The organism is Streptomyces sp. NPDC041122, assembly GCF_055592445.1.
This window is the reverse complement of sequence record NZ_JBVIYQ010000003.1, coordinates 645,399-668,843: the sequence shown is the minus strand read 5'-3', so window position 1 is coordinate 668,843 and position 23,445 is coordinate 645,399. Positions and strand designations below refer to the sequence as shown.

Genomic DNA, 23,445 nt, shown 5'->3' with positions numbered 1-23,445 from the left:
GGGGCACCGCCTCCGGGCTTGGCGCTATCCCGCAGGATCCTCTTGGGAGGGTTGCCGGACTTCCGTGGCGTTGTCTGGAGGTGCCGGTTCCAAATCGCCCTGGCCGAACCTCAGCAGGTCGCGGGCTCGGACCAAACCTGGTGCGCCTCCGAGGTAGAGCGGGAGCACCAGCACGGGCAAAACGACTATCAAGATCACTTCGTCCGGGATCTGCAGGGCAGAGAGTCCCCAAGCGAGCCCCGCCGACAGGATGATCCCGGCCCCAAGAAGCAGGGCTGTCTGCTTCTTGGGCGGCTCACCAGGATCTGGCTCGGGTACGAGATCCGGCGCGGCAAGCAGCGTCTCGTACGTAGTAGCGGCGACTCCGTGCAGAATCTTGCCGAGCTTGTCGGCCAACTCGGCGGCCGCCGGCGTCCCGCTGGTCAGCAGTTCTCGGCTGCTGGCACGGAGCGTCTCCCGCACCCGCTTCGCATGCGTCGTCATTTCGACTCGCAGCCATCGTCGCTCGTCCTTCTGCGCCCTGTGGACCAGAAGACCACTGAGGCCGCTGACGGCGGCGTCCAGTTCCTTCGAGGTTGCCTTGCCCTGCCATACCTGGTGAGCCGTACTCAACGCACTGCACACCGACCGAACTGCGGGGACCTCAAGTCGGGGGCCGAAATACCTGATCGTGCCCCCAAAGGCGCCAATGAAGACCATCGTCACGGTGAAGAAGGCGGCAAGCCCACGATTAGCCTCCGCGCGCTCCGCCTGCGCCAGCGTCTGCATCCCGAAGGGGATCAGCATGGGCGCCACAATGAACACCACCGTAACGACAGTCATGACCCAGCCCTCCAACAGGCGATCTCGCACGGCCTGTCTGCAGGTAAACGGAAGCCGGAGACCCACCATGGCCGCATCGAGCTTGCCCAGTGCTCCACGGGCAACGGTTCCTGTCCCCGCCCGCTCCCTATCACTGCGCCCGCGAATCCAGCACGCGATCCGGAAGGCGAATGGATGTACGGTCCGCGCGACAGTTGGCGCGAGGAAAAGGCAATAGATCGCACAGCCCAGCAGCACGGCCATGTCGTAGCCAAGTTGGTCCCGAGCTGCTTCAGCGCCGTTCATACGCTCCTCCCCACTCCGTTGCCCACCCAGGTGCCGTAAGCCAGACCAGCCCTCCTGACGCTACGGATCTCGTCCGCCATAGGCCGTGGCTCACCATGCGCACACCGATCACCGATGGGCTTCCGAGTCATCCGTTCCGCATGCCGCACGTGCTGATCCCCCCGGTACTTCAGCATGCGTCTGACACGCTCCCCCAGGCTGCCAGGGGGATCCGCACCCACGAGTGTGGCGGCCTGAGTCCATGTGCCTGCACCCTGGGCATACGCGACGGCAACGCTCCGGTCCCCCGACTCCAGAGTGTCGAGAACCGCTGCGACACAAGGGTCTTGGCCAGCCGGGTGCATACGTTGAAGGACCTGGACGTCCAGCGGCTGCGCACCAGCTTCAGCGAGCAGACCAGTCAGGGGCTCGCTGCCGCTGCGAGTGCCTCCTTCTCCCAGCATCCGAAGCGTCTGCCCACCCACAATGCGCTCCCACAGGGGTTTCAAGGCCGCTCGCGCATGCGCGACCTCTTGGTTCAACGAGGCGATCACCGCACCGGTATCCGTGAGGTCGACGTCGACCAGCCAGTCGCCCATCAGGGCCGTCTCGACAGCTTCCTTGTGCTGCGCCCCAAGCCCGAGCCAGACGGCACCGAACTCCACTACGGCCTCTTGGTCCCCCATAAACCAGCGCCGAAGCGCTTCGGCTCCCGCAACACAGACCGGACTGATCACCTGTTGATCGAGTTCCGTCCGGCTCTTACCCGACAGCACCTGCAGAGCCTGGTCGTTGGAGGCGAGATCGCTCTTCGCGACCTCCTCTACGCCGACGTGGGTATGTTCGAGGCGATGGCAGTTGGCGCAGAGTGCAAGGAAGTTGCCGAACCGGTCCGCGTCGCCTCCTGGCCCCGTCGACACCGAGACCATGAGGTGCAACGGATCGGCAAGGTGGCGCTCCAAAGGCTCTTCGACCCCACAGGTCACGCAGGACGTCGCCACTATCGCGGGGCGTGTCACACGCCAAGTGCCCAACGGGCGCCCCTCGCTAGAACCAAACTCCACCGAACTACCTCCTCGCTGAACTTCCTTTCACCCTCTAGTGATGGGATGGAGAGCAATCAGCAGAAGAAAGTCGTGATGTGCGACACATGCTTCGACGGGCCGCCTCCCATCAGCATGCCAACACTCCGCTTGCACCCCGCCCGACCTGTGAGAACACGGCAAGTACGGCATCCCGGGTTGATCCTCCTCGTCGGCTGCTTCGCTGGCGACCATCCGCGCGCACGCGATCCGCACCAGGCGAGGCCAGCTGCCGCCAGCGACGATCACCTAGGGCTCCCAGGTGGCGGCAGTACGGTCCTCAACCGGCATGTCCGGCTCCAAGTTCGCCGCCTCGTCCAGAAGCGGCCCCGTCCGCGTCCTCATTCCCGTCACCGCGCTGATGCGCGCCGGACTGACCGGACGGCTGCTGTCGGCAAGAGAGCGCGGATGCCCGAGAAGTAGTCCAGCGAGCGACTCCGCTCACGCATGGCTCACGCAAGCACTTCCACGGCACCCCCGTCGCGCGGCTCGGCATGCCCCAGACATGAAAAACCCCAGGTCACGGCGAGTGAGTCCTGGGGTTGATCCGAGCCGCCTTCGGGATTCGAACCCGAGACCTACGCATTACGAGTGCGTTGCTCTGGCCATCTGAGCTAAGGCGGCACGCCGTCCGCACCATCGTGCGATCAGCAACGCGGCCAAGTCTACACAGTTTTCCGGGGTGCTCCGCACACCCCCTCCCCTGGGCCCGGGGAGTGCTATGAGCAGCGCTTTCCGTCCTTCGGGACGGTGCCCTTCAGGAGGTACGCGTTGATCGTCGCGTCGACGCACTCGCTGCCCCGGCCGTACGCCGTGTGGCCGTCGCCCTCATAGGTGAGCAGGTGGCCCGAGGAGAGCTGGGAGGACAGCGCCTTCGCCCAGCGGTAGGGGGTCGCCGGGTCGCGGGTCGTGCCCGCCACCACGATCGGGGCCGCGCCCTTCGCCTCGATGCGATGGGCCGTCCCCGTCGCCTTCACCGGCCAGTACGTGCAGTTCAGCGACGTCCAGGCGAGGCCCTCGCCGAAGACCGGGGAGGCCTTCTCGAAGGCGGGCAGCGCCTTCCCGACCTCGGCCGGCGAGCTGAAGGCGGGCGGCAGGTCCAGGCAGTTCACGGCCGCGTTGGCGAACATCAGGTTCGCGTACTTTCCGTCGCTGTCCCGCTCGTAGTAGCCGTCGGACAGTACGAGCAGGCCCGAGCCGTCGCGGTTCTTCATCGCCGAGGTGAGCGCGTCCCGCAGCTGCGGCCAGCCCGTCTCGTCGTACATCGCGGCGATCACGCCCGTCGTGGCGAGCGCCTCGCCGAGCTTCCGGCCGCCGCTGCCGCTCGTGGGCAGCGGCTTTCCGTCCAGCTCCGTGAGGAAGGCCTTCAGCCGCCTGCCCGCGTCCGCCGGGCTCCGGCCGCCCAGCGGGCAGTCCGCGCCGCGCGCCACGCAGTCCTTCGCGAACGACCGGAACGCCGTCTCGAAGCCTGCGGTCTGCTCCTCGTTCATGCGGCGCGCGGACAGCGAGGGGTCCATCGCGCCGTCGAGGACCAAGCGGCCCACCCGCTCGGGGTAGAGCTCCGCGTACGTCGCGCCGAGGAACGTCCCGTACGACGCGCCCACGTACGACAGCTTGTCGTCGCCCAGCGCCGCGCGCAGGACGTCCATGTCGCGGGCCGCCTCGACCGTGGACACGTGCGGCAGCATGCCGGCCGACCGCTGCTCGCATCCCGTCGCGAACGTCTCGAACGCGGAGCGCAGGGCCTCCGTCTCGCGCCGGTCGTCGGGCGTGACGTCGGTCTGCGTGTACAGGTCCATGCGGGCGCCGTCGAGGCAGGTGACCGGCTCGCTGCGGGCCACCCCGCGCGGGTCGACGGCGACCATGTCGTAGTGGGCGCGGACCTCCGAGGGGTAGCCGAGCCCCGCGTACGACTGGAGGTATCCGATCGCCGAGCCGCCGGGGCCGCCGGGATTGACCAGGAGCGAGCCGAGGCGGCCGCTCTTCTTGGTGGCCTGCTTGCGGGCGACCGCCAGCTTGATGTCGCCCGCCGCGGGCTCGGCGTAGTCGAGCGGCGCCTTCATGGTGGAGCACTCGAAGCCGGGGACGCCGCACTCGTGCCACTTCAGCTGCTGCCCGTAGTACGGCGCGAGCTCGGCCGGCATCGAGCGGGACAGCGACGCCAGGGAGGCCTCCGTCGTCGAACTCCCCGCCGAGCAGCCGGAGATGAGCAGCCCCGCGGTGACGAGCAGGGTGCCGCACGTACGGAGGGAGAGGAGACGGCTGCGACGGCCGCGAGGGCTGAGGTCCATCACGCGAGGGTAACTCTCCGCACGCCATTCGTTACTCAGCGCGCCCGTACGAGTGACTCCGTCAACGGGCGGCCAGGGGCCGGGCGGCTGAGCCCGGCCGTCGTGTGTACGCCCGCCGGACCCGTCACCCCGCCCGCAGCGCCACCGTCATCGCCTCCACCGCGAGCAGCGGCGCGACATTGCGGTCCAGCGCGGTGCGGCAGGCGCCGATCGCCTCGATGCGGCGCAGCGTGGACTCCGGCGAGGAGCCGAGCGCCAGCCGCTGCAGCATGTCCTGCACCTCCGTGTTGGCGATCGCCACCCGCGAGCCCAGCTGCAGCGCGAGCACGTCGCGGTAGAGCGCGGTCAGTTCGGTGAGGGCGAGGTCGAGGCTGTCCCGCTGCGTACGCGTCCTGCGGCGCTTCTGGCGGTCCTCCAGCTCCTTCATCACGCCGGCCGTGCCGCGCGGCATCCGCCCGCCCTGGCCCGCCCCGAGCGCCGCCTTCAGCTCGTCGGTCTCCTTGGTGTCGACCTCCTCGGCGACCTGCTTGGCGTCCTCGGTCGCCGTGTCGATCAGCTCCTGCGCGGCCTTCAGGCAGCCGCCGATCTCCGTGACCCGCAGCGGCAGCTTCAGGACGGCGGCCCTGCGCTCCCGCGCGCGCGGGTCGGTGGCCAGACGCCGGGCGCGGCCGATGTGGCCCTGGGTCGCGCGCGCGGCGGCCGCGGCGACGCCGGGCTCGATGCCGTCCCTGCGGACGAGCACGTCGGCGACCGCGTCCACCGGAGGCGTACGCAACGTCAAGTGCCGGCAGCGGGAGCGGATGGTCGGCAGCACGTCCTCCAGGGACGGCGCGCAGAGGAGCCACACGGTGCGGGGGGCGGGCTCCTCCACGGCCTTCAGAAGGACGTTGCCCGCGCCTTCGGTGAGGCGGTCGGCGTCCTCCAGGACGATGACCTGCCAGCGCCCGACGGCGGGTGAGAGCTGAGCCCGGCGGACGAGGTCGCGGGTCTCCTTCACGCCGATGGACAGCAGGTCCGTACGCACCACTTCGACGTCCGCGTGGGTGCCGATCAGGCTCGTGTGGCAGCCGTCGCAGAAGCCGCAGCCGGGGGCACCGCCCAGCGCGCGGTCGGGGCTGGTGCACTGCAGGGCGGCGGCGAACGCGCGCGCGGCGGTGGACCGGCCGGAGCCGGGCGGGCCGGTGAACAGCCAGGCGTGCGTCATCTTCGACGCCTCCGGCTGCGGGGTGTCGGTGGCGACGGCCGTCACCAGGGCGTCGGCGTCCCGGGCGGCGGCACCCAGCTGCTCGCTCACCCGCTCCTGCCCCACCAGGTCGTCCCACACGCTCATGGGGTCACCGCCTTACGCTGCGCTCTGCCTTCGGCCACCGGACATCGGCCACCACCCACCGGCCATCGGCCACCGGACTGCCCATTGTGGAGGACGCCACTGACAATCCCGTCCGGCGGCCGGTACGTACCGCCGGCTCAGCGGCCCTTCCGGCCGCGGCGCCCCCGGCCGCCCTTGCCCTCGTCCTCGTCCCGGGCCGCGTGCCCGGTCTCGTCGTCCTCGTGCGCGCCGAGCAACTCGTCCGCCAGCGACGGCAGGTCGTCGAGCGGCGTCTCCTCCGCCCACTCGGGGCGCGGACGCCGGGGCACGCCCCGCTCGTCGACCTGGGGCAGCTCCCGGGTGCGCTCGTTCTCCCCGTCGGGCGACGCCTGCGGCGCGGACCGATCGGTCGCCGCACCCCGCTCATCCCGCTCGTCCCGCTCGTCCCTGAAGTAGCCCGGCGGCACCTTGTCCTCGCTGACCGCGGGCAGGACGGCCGTCTCGTCGGCGGACCCCGCGGGAACGGGCGGCTGGGGCAGCACCTCGGTGTCGTCGGCGCCGGACCACTGCGCACCGCCGACCGTCGGCAGCACGGCCGTCTCGTCGGCCGCTCCGGACGGCGGCTTCACCACGGGCGTGGGCACGGTGGTCTCGTTGTCCGGCACGGGCGCGGGCTCCGAAGCCGCGGACGCGGACGGAGAGGGAGACGGAGAGGGAGCGGGCGACGCAGACGCGGACCGCGCGGACGCCGCCTTCGCCGCAGCCGCGGCCGCCGCCGTGGACGCCGCCGCCGCGGAAGCCGCCGCGAGGCGCCGCGCCTCCTCCGCGCGCAACAGCGCCTGCTCGGCCTTGCGCTGCTTCTCGAGCCGCCGCTCCTCCGCCTCGGCCCGCAGCCGGGCCTCTTCCTCGGCCTCGCGGCGCCGGCGCTCCTCCTCGGCCGCCCGTGCCTTCTCCTCGGCGAGCAGCCTGGCCTGCTCCTCCTCGGCCTTGCGGCGGGCCTCCTCGGCGCGCTTCTTGGCCTCCTCGGCCTGGCGCTCGGCCTCGCGGCGCTGCGCCTCCTCCAGCTCGCGCCGCTTGCGGGCCTCCTCCTCGGCGCGGAGCTTGGCGAGCTGCTCCTGGCGCTCGCGCTCCAGGCGCTCCTCCTCGGCCTTGCGCGCGGCCTCTTCCTCGGCCTTGCGCCGCGCCTCTTCCTCGGCGGCCTTGCGGGCCTCCTCGCGCGCCGTGATCTCCGCCTCGGAGAGCGGGAGCACGACGTCGAGCCGGTGCCGGATGACGGTCGTGACCGCCTCCGGCTCCTGGGAGGCGTCGACGATCAGGTACCGCCCCGGGTCGGCGGCGGCGAGCGTGAGGAAACCGGAGCGCACGCGCGCGTGGAACTCGGCCGGCTCCGACTCCAGACGGTCCGGCGCCTCCGTGAACCGCTCCCGGGCGGCCTCGGGGGACACGTCGAGCAGGCAGGTCAGATGCGGTACGAGGCCGCCGGTGGCCCAGCGGTTGATGCGGGCGATCTCCGTCGGCGACAGGTCGCGCCCGGCGCCCTGGTAGGCGACGGACGAGTCGATGTAGCGGTCGGAGATGACCACGGCGCCGCGCTCCAGGGCGGGGCGTACGACGGTGTCGACGTGCTCCGCGCGGTCGGCGGCGTACAGCAGTGCCTCGGAGCGGTGCGAGAGGCCGGCCGACGAGACGTCGAGCAGGATCGACCGCAGCCGCTTGCCGACGGGCGTCGCGCCCGGCTCGCGCGTGACGACGACCTCGTGGCCCTTGGCCCTGATCCACTCGGCGAGCGCCTCGGCCTGCGTGGACTTGCCGGCGCCGTCGCCGCCCTCCAGGGCGATGAAGAAGCCGGTGGCGCAGGTCGCCTGCGCCGGGTCGTCGCCGCCGCGCAGCGCGTCGAGCAGGTCGTGCCGCAGCGGGACGCCCTGCCGGTCGTCGGCCTTGGCGAGGACCAGCGCGGCCACCGGCAGCAGCAGCGCGCCGACCAGCATCAGCGTGAAGGCGGCGCCCCCGTGGTCGAAGACGAACTTGCCGTTGACCATGCGGTGCGGCCCGATCAGGGCGGCGATCACCGGGGCCACCAGCGCGCCGAGCGCGAGGAACAGCCGTACGACCGCGTGCAGGTGCTCGGTGGTGCGGGCCCTGCGGTGGTCCTCGACCTCCTGGTCGAGCAGCGCGTGCCCGGTGTTCGCGGCGACGCCCGCGGCGACCCCCACGAGGACGAGGAGCAGCAGCACGGTCGTCACGTCCGGCACGAGGCCCGCGGCGAGCAGCGCGACACCGGTCAGCGCGATGGCGAGCGCGAGCAGCCTGCGGCGCGAGAGGGACGGCAGCAGGGACGGGGCGGTGCGGATGCCGATGGCGGTGCCGCCGGTCAGGGCGAGAACGATCAGGCCGTACGCGACGGGCCCGCCGCCGAGGTCCTTGGCCTGCAGCACGGCGACGGCGACGGCCGCCGCGACGGCGGTGGCGACGGCGGCGCAGGCCGCGACGAGGAGCGGGATCGCGCCGGTGCGGCCCTTGTCGGGGCCGGTGCCGTTGCCGGTGCGCGGCCTGCGCAGCCCTTCGAGGGGACTGCGCGCGCGGGGCGTCTGCGTACCGGGAAGTTCGAGGAGGTAGACGATCGAGAGCGACGCGGCGAAGAGCCCGGCCGCCACGAAGGAGGCGAGCCCGGCCTGGTGCAGCTCGAACCATTCGAGGCCGGCGCCCAGGAGGTTGCCGACGAGGGTGATGACGACGAGGATCGCGGCCGCGACCGGCACCGCGAGGAATCCGGTGCGCAGGGCAAGCCGGCGCAGCGCGTCCATGTGGTCCGGCAACGGCCTTATGGTCGCGCCCTCCAGGGGCGGCGCGGGCAGCAGCGCGGGCGCCGCGCTCTCCTTGGCGACCGTCCAGAAGCGCTCGGCGACGCCGATGACGAAGGACGTCACGAGGATCATCGCGAGGGCGTTGTCCGGGGTCCAGTCGATCCACAGGGGCGCGACGATCAGCAGCGCGGCCCGCACTCCGTCGGCCCCGACCATGGTCCAGCGGCGGTCGAGGGGGCCGTCCGGCGACGTGAGCGAGGTGAGCGGGCCCAGGAGCACCGCTCCGAAGAGCAGCGTCGCGAGGACGCGCGCTCCGAAGACCGCGGTCACGGCGAGGGCGGCGCCCCGGTAACCGCCTCCGAAGGCGGCCTCGGAGATGCCCGACTGGAGCGCGAGGATCACCAGGACGAGCAGCGCGAGCGCGTCGCCGACACTGTCGACGAGATGGGCGCTCCACAACCTCTTCAGCTGCGGTACGCGCAGCAAGGCGCGGACGGCACGCTCTCGGGAATCTGCGACCAGGGCGTCGTCGGGGGCCGGGATTCCGGCCGTTGGCTGCTCGGCACGCGTCATCCGTCCAGCCTATCCGGACGTGCCGCGTCCCTGTGGAGCCACCCGAACAAACGACCGTCTGGTCCGCTTGCAGGCGGAACGTGCCGTTTCGGGGCACCGCCTGCCGGGCCCCGGAACGCCTCGTGCCGGGCACCTCGGTGAGGTACCCGGCACGGGCGGAGAGGGAGAAGCTCAGTCCTCCGAAGCCGCCGGGGACGAGGCCGCCGTCTTCTTGGCGGTCGCCTTCTTCGCGGTGGTCTTCTTCGCCGCGGTGGTCGTCTTCTTGGCGGCGGTCTTCTTCGCGGGCGCCTTCTTGGCGGGGGCCTTCTTCGCGGCCTTCTTCGCCGTCTTCTTGGCCGGCCCCTTCGCCCGCTTCTCCGCGAGGAGTTCGTAGCCCCGCTCGGGGGTGATGTCCTCGACGGAGTCCGCCGCGCGCAGGGTCGCGTTGGTCTCGCCGTCGGTGACGTACGCGCCGAAGCGGCCGTCCTTGACCACGACCGGCTTTCCGCTGACCGGGTCCTCGCCGAGCTCCTTGAGCGGCGGCTTCGCCGCGGCGCGGCCACGCTGCTTCGGCTTGGAGTAGATCTCCAGAGCCTCCTCCAGCGTGATCGTGAAGAGCTGCTCCTCGGTGTCGATCGACCGGGAGTCCGTGCCCTTCTTCAGATACGGGCCGTACCGGCCGTTCTGCGCGGTGATCTCGATGCCCTCGGCGTCGGTGCCGACCACGCGCGGCAGGGACATCAGCTTGAGGGCGTCCGCGAGGGTGACCGTGTCGAGCGACATGGACTTGAAGAGCGAGGCGGTGCGCGGCTTGACCGCGTTCTTGCCGGTCTTCGGGGTGCCCTCGGGCAGGATCTCCGTCACGTACGGGCCGTAGCGGCCGTCCTTGGCGACGATCTGGCGGCCGGTCTCGGGGTCCGCGCCCAGCTCGAAGTCACCGCTCGGCTTGGCGAGCAGCTCCTCCGCGTACTCGACGGTGAGCTCGTCCGGGGCCAGGTCGTCCGGGACGTCGGCGCGCTGGTGGTTCTCGGAGTCGCGCTCGCCCCGCTCGATGTACGGGCCGTAGCGCCCGACGCGCAGCACCACGTCGTTGCCGACCGGGAAGGACGACACCTCGCGGGCGTCGATCGCGCCGAGGTCGGTGACGAGCTCCTTGAGGCCGCCGAGGTGGTCGCCGTCGCCGTTGCCCGCCTCGGCCGCGCCGCCGGAACCCTCGCCCTCGCCGAAGTAGAAGCGCCGCAGCCACGGCACGGCCTGCGCCTCGCCGCGGGCGATGCGGTCGAGGTCGTCCTCCATCTTGGCGGTGAAGTCGTAGTCGACGAGCCGCCCGAAGTGCTTCTCCAGGAGGTTGACGACGGCGAAGCTCAGGAAGGAGGGGACGAGCGCCGTCCCCTTCTTGAAGACGTAGCCGCGGTCGAGGATCGTGCCGATGATCGACGCGTACGTCGACGGGCGGCCGATCTCGCGCTCTTCGAGCTCCTTGACGAGGCTGGCCTCGGTGTAGCGGGCCGGCGGCTTGGTGGCGTGGCCGTCGACGGAGATCTCGTCGGCGGAGAGCGCGTCGCCCTCGCTGACCTGCGGGAGCCTGCGCTCGCGGTCGTCCAGCTCGGCGTTCGGGTCGTCGGCGCCCTCGACGTATGCCTTGAGGAAGCCGTGGAAGGTGATGGTCTTGCCGGACGCGCTGAACTCGGCGTCGCGGCCGTCGGCGGCCGTGCCACCGATCTTGACCGTGACGGAGTTGCCGGTCGCGTCCTTCATCTGGGAGGCGACGGTCCGCTTCCAGATGAGCTCGTAGAGCCGGAACTGGTCGCCGGTGAGGCCGGTCTCGGCGGGCGTGCGGAAACGATCACCCGACGGGCGGATCGCCTCGTGCGCCTCCTGCGCGTTCTTGACCTTGCCGGCGTACGTGCGCGGCTTGTCCGGCAGGTAGTCGCTGCCGTAGAGCTGCGTGACCTGGGCGCGGGCGGCCGCGACCGCCGTGTCGGACAGCGTCGTGGAGTCCGTACGCATGTAGGTGATGAAGCCGTTCTCGTACAGCTTCTGGGCCACCTGCATGGTCGCCTTGGCGCCGAAGCCGAGCTTGCGGCTCGCCTCCTGCTGCATCGTCGTCGTACGGAACGGCGCGTACGGCGAGCGGCGGTACGGCTTGGACTCGACGGAGCGGACCGCGAACCGGGTGTTCTCCAGGGCCGCGGCGAGGCCACGGGCGTTGGCCTCGTCCAAGTGCAGCGTGCCCGTGCTGTTGGCCTTCAGCTGCCCGACCGAGTTGAAGTCGCGGCCCTGCGCCACGCGCTTGCCGTCGACCGTGGTGAGGCGGGCGACCAGCTGCGAGGGGTCGGAGGCGTCACCGGCGCGGCCGGTGCCGAAGGTGCCCGTCAGGTCCCAGTACTCGGCGGAGCGGAAGGCGATGCGCTCGCGCTCCCGCTCGACGACGAGGCGGGTGGCGACGGACTGGACACGGCCGGCCGACAGGCGCGGCATGACCTTCTTCCACAGGACCGGCGAGACCTCGTAGCCGTAGAGGCGGTCGAGGATGCGGCGGGTCTCCTGGGCGTCGACCATGCGCTTGTTGAGCTCGCGCGGGTTGGCGACGGCGCTGCGGATCGCGTCCTTGGTGATCTCGTGGAAGACCATCCGGTGGACGGGGACCTTGGGCTTCAGGACCTCCAGGAGGTGCCACGCGATGGCCTCGCCCTCGCGGTCCTCATCGGTGGCGAGGAAGAGTTCGTCGGAGTCCTTCAGCAGGTCCTTGAGCTTCTTGACCTGCGCCTTCTTGTCGGCGTTGACGACATAGATGGGCTGGAAGTCGTGCTCGACGTCCACGCCGAGGCGGCGCACCTCGCCGGTGTACTTCTCGGGCACCTCCGCGGCGCCGTTGGGGAGGTCGCGGATGTGCCCGACGCTGGCCTCGACTACGTAGCCGGGGCCGAGGTAGCTCTTGATCGTCTTCGCCTTGGCAGGCGACTCGACGATGACGAGTCGGCGGCCGCCCTGTGCGGTCTCGCTGGTCGGGGACAACTTCGCTCTTCTCTCCGGTCGACGCTCGGTGGTACTGCTCGGTGGCACTGCACGGTGACGTTGCTCGTGGCAGTGCGGGGGCAGTGCCCGCATGGCTGGCAGTGCCCGCATGGCTTGCGTTGCGCTGTCGCTGCGGAGTGTGACGGTACATCCCGCCCCCGTGTCAAACGGGAAAAGCCCGCAACGGCCACTCGAACGGTAACCCGACTACCGCCATTCCTGCCGCCCGGAGTGGCGACCCGCTGTCGCGGGGCCCGGCCGAGTGCCACGCACGGCCGCACCTGCGTGATCGCTGGGGAGCCGGGGCCGTGAGGGTCGGAAGGGGAGCGTCCGCGGGGGCGGACCGAGGGGGCGCGGCGGGCCGTGACAGAGGCCGTCACCGGGTGCTGAGGAGAGCGTCGGGCCTGCGGGGCGCGGTCGCCGGCGGTCTCGGCGACCCGTCGGCCGGTCAACCGGAACGAGGCGCTCCAGCCGGTTCCCCGACCCGCGTCACAGCCTCGTGAAGCACCAGACGCCGAGGAGCAGCGCGGCCGATCCGGCGAGTGCGGCGACGGCCGCCGATGCGACGGGGCTCACACCCTGGGCGACCGGGGCGCGGTGCGCGACACGCGCACCGGTCCACAGCAGCAGCCCGGCGCCGAACAGCGCGAACACCGTCCCCGCGAAGATCGCCGGCCCGCTCTCCATCGCCCTGCCTCCCCCGTGCCGCACGCCTCTGCCGCATGCCTCTGCCGGGAGGCTGACAGACGCGGGAATCGGACATACGAAATCGGGGTGAACGACGGGTTGTCGTCCGGTTTCCCGCCCCCGCCGCGTCCTCCCCGGCTCCCCGCCGTGTACTCCCCGACTCCCCCGCCGTCTACTCCCCGACCGGCAGCAGGAACCCCTGCCGTACGAGGAGCCTGATCTGCTCGGGCGTCCGGTCGCGCAGCAACACCGGGTCCTCCCCGACCAGTTGGGCGATGGCGTCCAGGATCCGCCCCGCGCTCAGCGAGCCGTCGCACACGCCCGCGAACCCGGCGCCCACCGTGTCCACCTTGGTGGCCCGCCGCATCCCGCGGTGCTGCCGCAGCACGACGTGCTCCGGGTCCTCGGCGCCCGGCAGCCCGACCTGCTCCTGCACGACCTCGTCGGCGAGCCTGAAGTGCGCGGCGAGCAGCGCGGCGTCGTCGTGCGTCCGCAGGTACTCCTGGCGCTCGAAGAACTCCCGCACCGTCTCGCCGAGCGGCTGCTCGACGGGGTGCGGCCACTCCTCCACGGTGACGGTCGGCTCGGCGGCGGCGGTCTTCCGCAGCGTGATCCAGCCGAACCCGACGGCCCGCGTGCCCCGCGCCTCGAACTCGTCCAGCCACGCGTCGTAGCGCGCGGCGTACTGCCCCGGGTCCGTGTGGTGGTCCCCCGCGTCCCGCAGCCACAGCTCGGCGTACTGCGTGATGTCCTGCACCTCGCGCTGCACGATCCAGGCGTCGCAGTCGCGCGGCACCCAGGAGCGCAGGCGGTCCTGCCACTCCTCGCCGTCCACGTGCTGCCAGTTGGCCAGGAAGTGCGCGTATCCCCCTTCGTTCAGGTACTCCCCCGCCTCCTGAACGAGCGACCGGCACAGATCGTCCCCGCCCATCCCGCCGTCCCGGTAGGTGAGCCGGGCGCCGGGCGAGATCACGAAGGGCGGGTTGGAGACGATCAGGTCGTACGTCTCGTCGGCCACCGGGCCGAAGAGCGATCCCTCCCGCAGGTCCGCCTCCGGGGCCCCGGAGAGCGCCAGGGTGAGCCGGGTGAACCGCAGCGCGCGGGGGTTCAGGTCGGTCGCCGTCACGCGCGTGGCGTGTTGCGCGGCGTGCAGCGCCTGGATGCCGGATCCGGTGCCGAGGTCGAGTGCGCTCGCGACGGGTGTGCGCACCGTGATCCCCGCGAGGGTCGTGGACGCGCCGCCGACCCCGAGGACGACGCCCTCCTCGTGCTTGCCGATGCCACCCGCGCCGCCGACCGCACAGCCCAGGTCGGAGACGATGAACCAGTCCTCGCCGCTGGGTCCGCCGTACGGACGTACATCCACCGTCGCCCGCAGCTCCCCCTCCCGCTCCGTCAGCCAGCCGCTCTCCAGGAGCGCGTCGACGGGCAGGACGCCGGCCACGCGCGCGCGTGCCACCGATTCCTGCAGCAGGAAGAGGCGTACGAGCGCCGCGAGCGTCCCGTCCCCGCGCGTGGCGCGCAGCGCGGGCACCGTCTCGCTGCGGGCGAGCGCGGTGTACGCGGGCGCCCCGAGCAGCTCGAGCAGCCCGTCGGCGGTGAAGTCGGCGCCGAGCAGCGCCTGGCGCAGGGAGGCGGCCACGGCGGCGTCGTCGGACGAGGGCAGGGGGAGGCTGGCATTACTCACCCGTCCATTGTGGCCCGGCCGGTGCGCCGACGCCCCCGGCACCGCCAGGGGTGCCGGGGGCGTCGGGAACGTACGACCCGTCAGGGGCGGGCGACCGGGAGGGGTCCGGGCCGGGCGCTAGCTCTTGGCGGACGGCGTGGCGGACGCGCTCTTGCAGCTGTCCTGCTTGCCCATCGCCTTGCCGACCTCGCCTTCCTGCAGCTTCTCCAGTGCTTCGTTGCCGCTCTTGCTCAGCTTGTCGAGCTCGCCCGCGACGTCCTTGAGGCCGTCCGCGAAGTCCGCCTGGTTCTTGGTGTCCAGGCCGTCGACCTGCTTCTTGAGGTCGCCGTAGGACTTGGAGATGCCGTTGAGCTCCTTGACGGCGTCGTCCGTCTTCTTCTTGCCATCGTCGACCGGCGGGGCGCCCGCGCTCTTCACGGCGTTGCCCATCGACTTGTAGGCGTCGGACATGTCCTGGAACGCCTTGGAGTCGGTCTTCTGGACGTCGGCCGGGGAGCTGTTGTCGGAGGTCTCCTTCTGGATCGCGGCGTTGGCGTCGGCGATCTTCTTCGACTGCGGCTGTACCGAGTCACAGACCTTCTTGGCCCAGTTGTCGAGCTTCTCGTTGCCGTCGTCGCTGCTGCACCCTGACAAAGCGAGTACCAGTACCGCACCGCCGGACAGTGCGGCTGCAAGCTTCTTGTTCACCGGATTGGTCCCTTCCATGGCTCTCGGCCCCGGAACTTACACGCCAACTGGGCGACAACCGCATGTCGGGGGCCCGGTACCACCCCTATTGCAGCCATTTGCACCAAGCGGCGTAAGGCTCCGGAGCGCGAGAGAAGCCTCACGGCTCCACCCGGGCACGCCGACGGGCGGACGGCGCATCAAAAAGCGCCGCCCGCCCGTCTGTTGGGCCGCTACCGGGCCGGGGTCAGGAGACCACTGCCGGGTCCGTCGGCTTGGCCACCCGCTCGGCGGTGTTCTCGTCGCCGACGGCGATGCCGCGCCGCTTGGAGACGTAGACCGCGCCGATGATGATCACGATGGAGAGCACCGCGATCAGCACCCGCACCCCGACGCTGGCGTCGTCCCCGTAGCTGAACTTGATGACCGCGGGCGCGATGAGCAGCGCCACCAGGTTCATCACCTTCAGCAGGGGGTTGATCGCCGGGCCCGCGGTGTCCTTGAACGGGTCGCCGACCGTGTCACCGATGACGGTCGCGGCGTGCGCCTCGCTTCCCTTGCCGCCGTGATGGCCGTCCTCGACGAGCTTCTTGGCGTTGTCCCAGGCACCACCGGAGTTGGCCAGGAAGACCGCCATGAGGGTGCCCGTGCCGATAGCGCCGGCCAGGAACGAGCCGAGCGCGCCGACGCCGAGCGAGAAGCCGACGGCGATCGGCGTGAGCACGGCGAGCAGACCCGGTGTGGCCAGCTCGCGCAGCGCGTCCTTGGTGCAGATGTCGACGACGCGCCCGTACTCGGGCTGTTCGGTGTAGTCCATGATCCCGGGGTGCTCGCGGAACTGCCGCCGCACCTCGTAGACCACGGCGCCCGCCGACCGCGACACCGCGTTGATCGCCAGCCCCGAGAAGAGGAAGACGACCGCGGCGCCGAGGATGAGCCCCACCAGGTTGTTGGGCTGTGAGATGTCCATCACCAGGTTCATCGGGGCGCCGTCGCCCAGCTTCTCGCCGACGTCCTTGGCGGCTTCCGCGATGGCGTCGCGGTACGAACCGAACAGCGCCGAGGCCGCGAGGACCGCGGTCGCGATGGCGATGCCCTTGGTGATGGCCTTGGTGGTGTTGCCGACGGCGTCCAGGTCGGTGAGCACCTGCGCGCCCGCGCCCTCGACGTCACCGGACATCTCAGCGATGCCCTGCGCGTTGTCGGAGACGGGGCCGAAGGTGTCCATGGCGACGATGACGCCGACCGTGGTCAGCAGCCCCGTGCCGGCGAGCGCGACCGCGAAGAGCGCGAGCATGATCGACGTGCCGCCGAGCAGGAACGCCCCGTACACGCCGAGCCCGATCAGCAGCGCCGTGTAGACGGCCGATTCCAGACCGAGCGAGATGCCGGCGAGGACGACGGTGGCCGGGCCGGTCAGCGAGGTCTTCCCGATGTCCTGGACGGGACGCCGGTTGGTCTCGGTGAAGTAGCCGGTGAGCTGCTGGATCAGCGCGGCCATCACGATGCCGATGGCGACGGCGACGAGCGCGAGCACCCGTGGATCGCCGTCGTGGCCCTTGATCGCCGCGTCGGTGACCCCGTCCAGGTCGGTGTACGAGGACGGGAGGTACGCGTAGACGGCCGCGGCCACGAGCGCCAGCGAGATGAACGCGGAGATGAAGAACCCGCGGTTGATCGCGCTCATGCCACTGCGGTCGGAGCGCCGGGGCGCCACCGCGAAGATGCCGATCATCGCCGTCACGACACCGATGGCCGGGACGATCAGCGGGAAGGCGAGGCCGGAGTCGCCGAACGCCACCTTCCCGAGGATCAGCGCGGCGACCAGCGTCACGGCGTACGACTCGAAGAGGTCGGCGGCCATACCGGCACAGTCGCCGACGTTGTCGCCCACGTTGTCGGCGATGGTCGCGGCATTGCGCGGATCGTCCTCCGGAATGCCCTGCTCGACCTTGCCGACCAGGTCGGCGCCGACGTCGGCGGCCTTGGTGAAGATGCCGCCGCCGACACGCATGAACATCGCGATCAGCGCCGCGCCGAGGCCGAAGCCTTCGAGCACCTTCGGCGCGTCGGCCGCGTAGACGAGCACCACACAGGAGGCGCCCAGAAGACCGAGCCCCACCGTGAACATGCCGACGACGCCGCCCGTGCGGAAAGCGATCTTCATGGCCTTGTGCGAAACAGCGGTGAGATCCTTTTCGGGTTCACCTTCCGCGGGAGTGGCCTCTCGGGCGGCGGCCGCCACGCGCACATTGCTGCGCACGGCGAGCCACATACCGATATAGCCGGTGGTCGCCGAGAACCCCGCACCGATCAAGAAGAAGATCGATCGTCCGGCGCGCTGATTCCAGTCGTCCGCGGGCAGCAGCATGAGCAGGAAGAACACCACGACGGCGAATACGCCGAGAGTGCGCAACTGTCGGCCCAGATAGGCATTCGCGCCCTCCTGGACCGCTGCCGCGATCTTCTTCATGCTGTCGGTGCCCTCGCCCGCCGCGAGCACCTGGCGGACCAGGACTCCCGCGACGACGAGCGCCGCGAGTGCGACGGCCGCGACGACGATCACGATGATCCGATTGTCGTCCGTCAGGACTGCGGCTGCGAAGGTTGAGGGGTGGTCAAACTGATGAGGGGTAGAAAGCCCCGCCATTCGTCCTCCTTGACGCTTGGGCTGAGCTCAAGATGTGGACGGATTGTAGGGAGCGGAACCTGATCAAAACAGAGCGCCACAAACGGAATTGACCTGAGATTGCTTCTCAGCAAATGATCGCGGACGGGGATTGACCCCAAAAGCGGTAATGCCTCAAAACCGTTGACGCCACCGCTTTACCGCTTCACCGATCAAGACCAATCAGTGATCCGATAATGATCAGAAATGGAAAAAGCCCTGTTCACCGTGGTGGCGGCAGGGCTACGGGCGGGGTGCCGGGCCGGAACCGGTACGACGGGGAGGGGCCACGGGCGCCGCGCCGGCCTCGTGCAGGGAGAGGCCGAACCCTGGGAGATCGCCGCGGTGACCCGGGCAGGGGCTCGGGCCGAGAGATCAGGAGAGGGGGAGCCGCAGGGGGCGGATCAAGCCCCGCACCCCACGATTCAGGCCGGATCGCACCGGTGTGAGGGGAGGGGCGGGTCTGGGGATCGGCAGAGGTCCGGGGGCAGGCCCCTGGGGAGGCAGGCGCGGGGAGGGCAAGACCCGCGGCGAGCGGGATCAAGGGATGCGTCTGGGGCCGCTGGAGGACGGTGCGGCCACCGCCCTGCGAGCTGGCTTCCAGGGAGGGGCTGGATCAAGGGACGAGCGGGATCAGGGCACGAGCGGGATCAGGGCACGAGCGGCGCCGGCGTCGTCGGCCAGCTCATGCGGATGAGGCCGCCGGACTCGTCGGCCGTGACCTCCACGTCGTCCACAAGGCCGCTGATGACCGCGAGGCCCATCTCGTCCTCGCCCTCGGCCTCCAGGTCGTCGCCCGCGCCGGGGCCCGTGCCGGGCGCGCGGTCGCCGGGCGCGGCGCGAGGCGCCTCGTCACCGACCTCGATGGAGAACTGCTTCTCGTCCTCGATCAGCGCCACCCGCACCGGCGCCGTCACTCCGCTGCTCTGATGCAGCCCGACGGCGCGCGTGCAGGCCTCGCCGACCGCGAGCCTGACCTCGTCGAGAACGGCCTCGTCCACTCCGGCCCTGCGCGCCACCGCGGCCGCCACGAGACGGGCGGTCCTGACGTGCTCGGGCAGCGCGCTGAAGCGGAGTTCAACGGTGGCCATGCATCCCCCTCGACATACGCGCGTGCGGTCAGGGGGCCGGGCCGCAGGCCCGGTCCCCTGCTGTACTGCCGGCCCGGGCCCGCGGGCCCGGGGACTCCGGCTTCCGGTCGACCGACACCACGGCCGCCACCCGATCGGCGGCAGCCACTCGGTCGGCAGCCACTCGGTCGGTTCAGTCGGTGGCCGCGACCGCTTCCTCGACCGAGGTGTGAATGGGGAACACCTTGGTCAGACCGGTGATACGGAAGATCTTGAGAATGCGCTCCTGGTTGCAGACCAGGCGCAGCGAGCCCTCATGGGCACGCACCCGCTTCAGGCCGCCGACCAGCACGCCGAGCCCGGTGGAGTCGAGGAAGTCCACGCCCTCCATGTCGACGACCAGATGAAAACTGCCGTCGTTCACCAGCTCGACCAACTGCTCGCGCAACTTCGGCGCGGTATATACATCGATTTCACCACCGACCTCGACGACCGTACGATCGCCGACGGTACGGGTCGACAGGGACAGGTCCACGGATCCTCCAGCACCTTGCTATCGAGCGGTCATCCCTCGGGACACCTCGGCAGAGCCCCCAGGACGGATCGCCAGCCGCGATGGCATTCAATCACTTACCGGCGGGCGTGCACGACGCCTTGGGACCATTGTCCATCCCGCCAGTGACACACTCGATGCCGATGGCCAAAATTTCTCCGGCCGGAGGACCCTCCACGGGCGCCCCGGCACGCACGTCCCCGCGGACCGTCCTTGACCGGCTCACCGCGGGTTCGAGCCGTGCATCGCGCGTCACTCATACGGAGCACTTGCCCCCACGTGAGGCCCGGTATGCAGTCTGGCCCGACCGCATCCGTCCCGAGGTCATATCCGCCGTCCGCGCCGCCGGGATCGAGCATCCCTGGGCCCACCAGGCAGCCGCCGCCGAGCACGCCCTGGACGGCGAATCCGTGGTCGTCGCCACCGGCACCGCGTCCGGCAAGTCGCTGGCCTACCTCACCCCCGTCCTCTCCGCCCTCCTCGACGGCTCCGAGGCCCCCAACGGTCGCGGCACCACCGCCCTGTACCTCGCCCCGACCAAGGCCCTCGCCGCCGACCAGCGCCGCGCCGTCCGCGCCCTGGCCGACCCCCTCGGCAACGCGGTGCGGCCCGCCGTGTACGACGGCGACACCCCCTTCGAGGAACGCGAATGGGTCCGGCAGTACGCCAACTACGTCCTGACCAACCCGGACATGCTGCACCGCGGGATCCTCCCCGCCCACCCCCGCTGGGCCTCCTTCCTGCGCGCCCTGCGCTATGTCGTCATCGACGAGTGCCACACCTACCGCGGCGTTTTCGGCTCCCACGTCGCCCAGGTCCTGCGCCGGCTGCGCCGCCTCTGCGCCCGCTACGGCTCCGAGCCCGTCTTCCTCCTCGCCTCCGCCACCTCCGCCGACCCCGCGGTCTCCGCGGAGCGCCTCACCGGACTTCCCGTGAAGGAGGTCGCCGACGACGCCTCACCCCGCGGCGACCTCGTCTTCGCCCTCTGGGAACCCCCTCTCACCGAGCTGCACGGCGAGAACGGCGCGCCCGTCCGCCGCACCGCCACCGCCGAGACCGCGGACCTCCTCACCGACCTCACCGTCCAGGGCGTCCGCTCCGTCGCCTTCGTACGGTCCCGGCGCGGCGCCGAGCTGATCGCGCTCATCGCCCAGGAACGCCTCGCCGAGGTCGACCGCTCGCTGCCCCGGCGTGTCGCCGCCTACCGCGGCGGCTACCTCCCCGAGGAACGCCGCGCCCTCGAACGCGCCCTGCATTCCGGCGAGCTCCTCGGCCTCGCCGCCACCACCGCCCTCGAACTCGGCGTCGACGTCTCGGGGTTGGACGCCGTCGTCATCGCCGGCTACCCGGGCACCCGGGCCTCCCTCTGGCAGCAGGCCGGACGCGCCGGGCGGTCGGGGCAGGGCGCCCTGGCCGTGCTCGTGGCCCGCGACGACCCGCTGGACACGTATCTCGTCCACCACCCCGAGGCGCTGTTCCAACAGCCCGTGGAGGCCACGGTCCTCGACCCCGACAACCCCTACGTCCTCGCGCCGCACCTCTGCGCCGCCGCCTCCGAACTCCCGCTCGTCGACGAGGACATGGCTCTCTTCGGCCCCGCCGCCGAGGAGCTCCTCCCCCAGCTGGAGGCCGCGAAGCTGCTCCGGCGCCGGACCAGGGCCTGGCACTGGACCCGCCGGGAGCGGGCCGCCGACCTCGCCGACATCCGCGGCGAGGGCGGCAAACCCGTCCAGATCGTGGAGGAGGGCACGGGGCGGCTGCTCGGCACGGTCGACGCGTCCGCCGCGCACACCACCGTCCACGAGGGCGCGGTCCATCTCCACCAGGGGCTCACGTATCTCGTGCGCCGGCTCGATCTGGAGGACTCGGTGGCGTTGGTGGAGGAGGCCGTGCCGCCCTACTCCACGACCGCGCGCGACACGACCGCGATCTCCATCCTGGAGACGGAGACCGAGGTCCCCTGGGGCGCGGGGCGCCTCTGCTACGGCTCCGTCGAGGTCACCAACCAGGTCGTCTCCTTCCTGCGTCGCAAACTCATCACCGGCGAGGTGCTCGGCGAGACCAAGCTGGATCTCCCTCCTCGTACGCTGCGGACGCGGGCGGTGTGGTGGACCGTGACCGAGGACCAACTGGACGCCGCCCGCGTCCATCCCGAGATCCTCGGCGGCGCCCTGCACGCCGCCGAGCACGCGTCCATCGGCATGCTGCCGCTGTTCGCCACGTGTGACCGATGGGACATCGGGGGTGTCTCCGTGCCGCTCCATCCGGACACGCTCCTCCCCACGGTCTTCGTGTACGACGGCCACCCGGGTGGGGCGGGGTTCGCCGAGCGGGCCTTTCACACGGCGCGGGAGTGGCTGACTGCTACGCGGCAGGCGATCGCGTCCTGCGAGTGCGAGGCGGGCTGCCCTTCGTGCATCCAGTCCCCCAAGTGCGGCAACGGCAACGATCCGCTGCACAAGCGGGGGGCGGTGCGGCTTCTTTCGGTGTTGTTGAGGGACGCGGAGGGGGAGACGGAAGGGGATGCGGAGGGGGCGGGGTAGGGGTTCGGGGGGAGGGCGTGAGGTAGGGGCCCGGGTGCGGGGGCGTGCGTCTGCGCCTGAGGGTCGGTTGTGGGGGCGAAGGCCTGGTGTAGGCCCCGGGTGCGTGGGGGCGTGCGTCTGCGCCTGGGGTTCGTCTGTGGGTGCGGGGCCGCGGGGGTATGTGCGTACTCGCCATCCCTGCGGCGCTGCCTCGCGGACAATGTTGCTATTGCGGGCTGGGTGCTCCGTGCGCACATACCCCCAGGTCCCCTCCCGTCTCGTACGCGCCTGCCGGCCGGCGGGACTGACGCCGGACTATTTGTCCTCGCCGCACCGCGCGTCCCTACCTCCGCCGGATGTGGGGTGGTGGCCGCAGGGGGAGGGGGCGGCCTAGGGGGCAGGGCCCCCGGGTGGGAGGGGGCCGGCTGGGCCCGCGCGGGAACTGGCCGTCGCGGAGAAGGGGCCCGCCGAAGAGGAGGTCGTGACCTCGGAGGTCTCGCCGTGCAGTACGCACCGCACGACCCTCACCCCCTGCGCTCCGGCCACGCGCACCGCCCCCTCGCACGCCTTGGCGGGGCCATCCGCCCACCGGTCCGCCGCCGCCAGCGCCGCCAGGTCCGCCGCGCCGCCCGCGCGGTGCCGGGCCAGCATGACCTGGGATATGGCGAGCCCCGCACCGCAGACGATGCCCAGCACGGCCATCACCACGACCACCCACACGGTCGCCGCCCCGCGGTCCCGGTCGGCCCTCATGCGTCCACCCCCACCGTCTCCTCCGCCAACGCCACCGCCTCGGAGCGCAGGCGCACTCCCAGGCCCAGTACCGAAGGCCCCGGTGGCTGTGCCGTCACCTGGACCCGCACCAGGTCACCCTCACGCCGGACGGCTACATGCGCCCCACGCGGGGCCGCCTGCCGCGCCGCCGCCACGGCCACCCCGTCCGGGTCCTGGCGGGCCGCCGCCCGGGCTCCGGCCCTGGCGGCGTCCACACACTGGATCTGCGCGGATGCCGCCAGCAGCGTCCAGATCAGCGCCATGGTGAACAGCACCAGGGTCGGCAGCACCACAGCGGCCTCCGCCGTGACGAATCCCCGGTCCGAGAAGCGCTCCACCTCAGAACGGGACATCGAGCGCCTTCTCCACGACCGCCTGCAGCGCCGCCTTCACCTGCCCGCTCGTCACCACCTTGTAGAGCAACCCCGCGAAGCCCACCGCCGCGATCAGACCCATCGCGTACTCGGATGTGACCATCCCCGCGTCCGCGCCCCTGGCGCGAAGCCACCACCTCCGTCCTCGTCGCGTCATCGCCCTCATCGGGTCCCAGCTCCGACCCGACGGTTCCTGTCGGCGCCCCGCCGTCTCGTTCATCGCATTCCCCCGCATTTCAACCTCCGTGAACATTCTTTGAGTTCTGGTGATCTCTGCTTGTCCTGCATGCGTCGCCGGCGCA

The 23,445-nt window shown here is 71.2% G+C and carries 16 protein-coding genes, 1 tRNA gene and 1 pseudogene; 1 reads left to right on the top strand and 17 read right to left on the bottom strand.

Translation table 11 applies throughout. From position 1 onward, the window contains the following. Positions 1-24: 24 nt before the first annotated feature. From ACZ6B8_RS15425 to bldG, 14 genes and pseudogenes are all read right to left on the bottom strand, one after another. On the bottom strand, positions 25-1,107 hold the full coding sequence (locus ACZ6B8_RS15425; RefSeq protein WP_471607504.1) for a hypothetical protein: 1,083 nt from the start codon (positions 1,105-1,107) through the stop codon (positions 25-27). Continuing rightward, a complete protein-coding gene (locus tag ACZ6B8_RS15420) occupies positions 1,104-2,072 on the bottom strand; it encodes a hypothetical protein (protein WP_471607503.1) in 969 nt (322 codons plus the stop codon). Before ACZ6B8_RS15420 ends, ACZ6B8_RS15425 begins: the two co-directional genes overlap by 4 nt. Before the next feature lie 249 nt (positions 2,073-2,321). Continuing rightward, positions 2,322-2,495, bottom strand: a pseudogene (locus ACZ6B8_RS15415) (DUF3631 domain-containing protein); the annotation flags it as partial. Between the two features lie 223 nt (positions 2,496-2,718). Then, positions 2,719-2,792 (bottom strand) — tRNA-Thr (locus tag ACZ6B8_RS15410). Positions 2,793-2,887: 95 nt separating this feature from the next. Continuing rightward, positions 2,888-4,459, bottom strand: a complete 1,572-nt coding sequence (locus ACZ6B8_RS15405) for an alpha/beta hydrolase (protein WP_471607502.1) — start codon at positions 4,457-4,459, stop codon at positions 2,888-2,890. A 124-nt stretch (positions 4,460-4,583) separates the two neighbouring features. Continuing rightward, positions 4,584-5,789 (bottom strand): DNA polymerase III subunit delta', encoded by a 1,206-nt coding sequence (locus ACZ6B8_RS15400; protein WP_471087370.1) that lies wholly within the window; start codon positions 5,787-5,789, stop codon positions 4,584-4,586. 137 nt (positions 5,790-5,926) lie between these two features. After that, entirely contained in the window at positions 5,927-9,145 is a 3,219-nt protein-coding gene (gene tmk / locus ACZ6B8_RS15395) for a dTMP kinase (protein ID WP_471087367.1), read from the bottom strand. Between the two features lie 171 nt (positions 9,146-9,316). Continuing rightward, positions 9,317-12,142, bottom strand: a complete 2,826-nt coding sequence (gene topA / locus ACZ6B8_RS15390) for a type I DNA topoisomerase (protein WP_471607501.1) — start codon at positions 12,140-12,142, stop codon at positions 9,317-9,319. Between the two features lie 489 nt (positions 12,143-12,631). Further along, positions 12,632-12,829 carry a hypothetical protein gene (locus ACZ6B8_RS15385; RefSeq protein ID WP_471087361.1) on the bottom strand — a complete coding sequence of 66 codons (198 nt, stop codon included), beginning with the start codon at positions 12,827-12,829 and terminating at the stop codon, positions 12,632-12,634. Positions 12,830-13,001: 172 nt separating this feature from the next. Further along, entirely contained in the window at positions 13,002-14,516 is a 1,515-nt protein-coding gene (locus ACZ6B8_RS15380) for a DUF7059 domain-containing protein (protein WP_471607500.1), read from the bottom strand. 117 nt (positions 14,517-14,633) lie between these two features. Beyond that, positions 14,634-15,221, bottom strand: coding sequence for a small secreted protein (locus ACZ6B8_RS15375; protein ID WP_362374620.1), 588 nt, complete (start codon positions 15,219-15,221; stop codon positions 14,634-14,636). Between the two features lie 208 nt (positions 15,222-15,429). After that, positions 15,430-17,832 carry a sodium-translocating pyrophosphatase gene (locus ACZ6B8_RS15370; protein WP_471087355.1) on the bottom strand — a complete coding sequence of 801 codons (2,403 nt, stop codon included), beginning with the start codon at positions 17,830-17,832 and terminating at the stop codon, positions 15,430-15,432. A 668-nt stretch (positions 17,833-18,500) separates the two neighbouring features. Continuing rightward, positions 18,501-18,941: an ATP-binding protein gene (locus ACZ6B8_RS15365; RefSeq protein ID WP_471087352.1), complete on the bottom strand. Its 441-nt coding sequence runs from the start codon at positions 18,939-18,941 to the stop codon at positions 18,501-18,503. A 172-nt stretch (positions 18,942-19,113) separates the two neighbouring features. After that, a complete protein-coding gene (gene bldG, locus ACZ6B8_RS15360) occupies positions 19,114-19,455 on the bottom strand; it encodes an anti-sigma factor antagonist BldG (RefSeq protein ID WP_003975386.1) in 342 nt (113 codons plus the stop codon). Positions 19,456-19,535: 80 nt separating this feature from the next. Between bldG and ACZ6B8_RS15355 the strand changes: the two genes are divergently transcribed. After that, a complete protein-coding gene (locus ACZ6B8_RS15355) occupies positions 19,536-22,016 on the top strand; it encodes a DEAD/DEAH box helicase (protein WP_471607499.1) in 2,481 nt (826 codons plus the stop codon). Between the two features lie 369 nt (positions 22,017-22,385). On the opposite strand, the gene ACZ6B8_RS15350 is transcribed toward ACZ6B8_RS15355, so the two are convergent. The 3 genes from ACZ6B8_RS15350 to ACZ6B8_RS15340 are packed head-to-tail and all read right to left on the bottom strand — an operon-like array spanning position 22,386 to position 23,246. After that, positions 22,386-22,748, bottom strand: coding sequence for an Rv3654c family TadE-like protein (locus ACZ6B8_RS15350; protein WP_471607498.1), 363 nt, complete (start codon positions 22,746-22,748; stop codon positions 22,386-22,388). Then, positions 22,745-23,122 carry a TadE family type IV pilus minor pilin gene (locus tag ACZ6B8_RS15345; RefSeq protein WP_471607497.1) on the bottom strand — a complete coding sequence of 126 codons (378 nt, stop codon included), beginning with the start codon at positions 23,120-23,122 and terminating at the stop codon, positions 22,745-22,747. Before ACZ6B8_RS15345 ends, ACZ6B8_RS15350 begins: the two co-directional genes overlap by 4 nt. Further along, positions 23,109-23,246: a DUF4244 domain-containing protein gene (locus ACZ6B8_RS15340; protein ID WP_355810965.1), complete on the bottom strand. Its 138-nt coding sequence runs from the start codon at positions 23,244-23,246 to the stop codon at positions 23,109-23,111. Before ACZ6B8_RS15340 ends, ACZ6B8_RS15345 begins: the two co-directional genes overlap by 14 nt. Between the last annotated feature and the right edge of the window lie 199 nt (positions 23,247-23,445).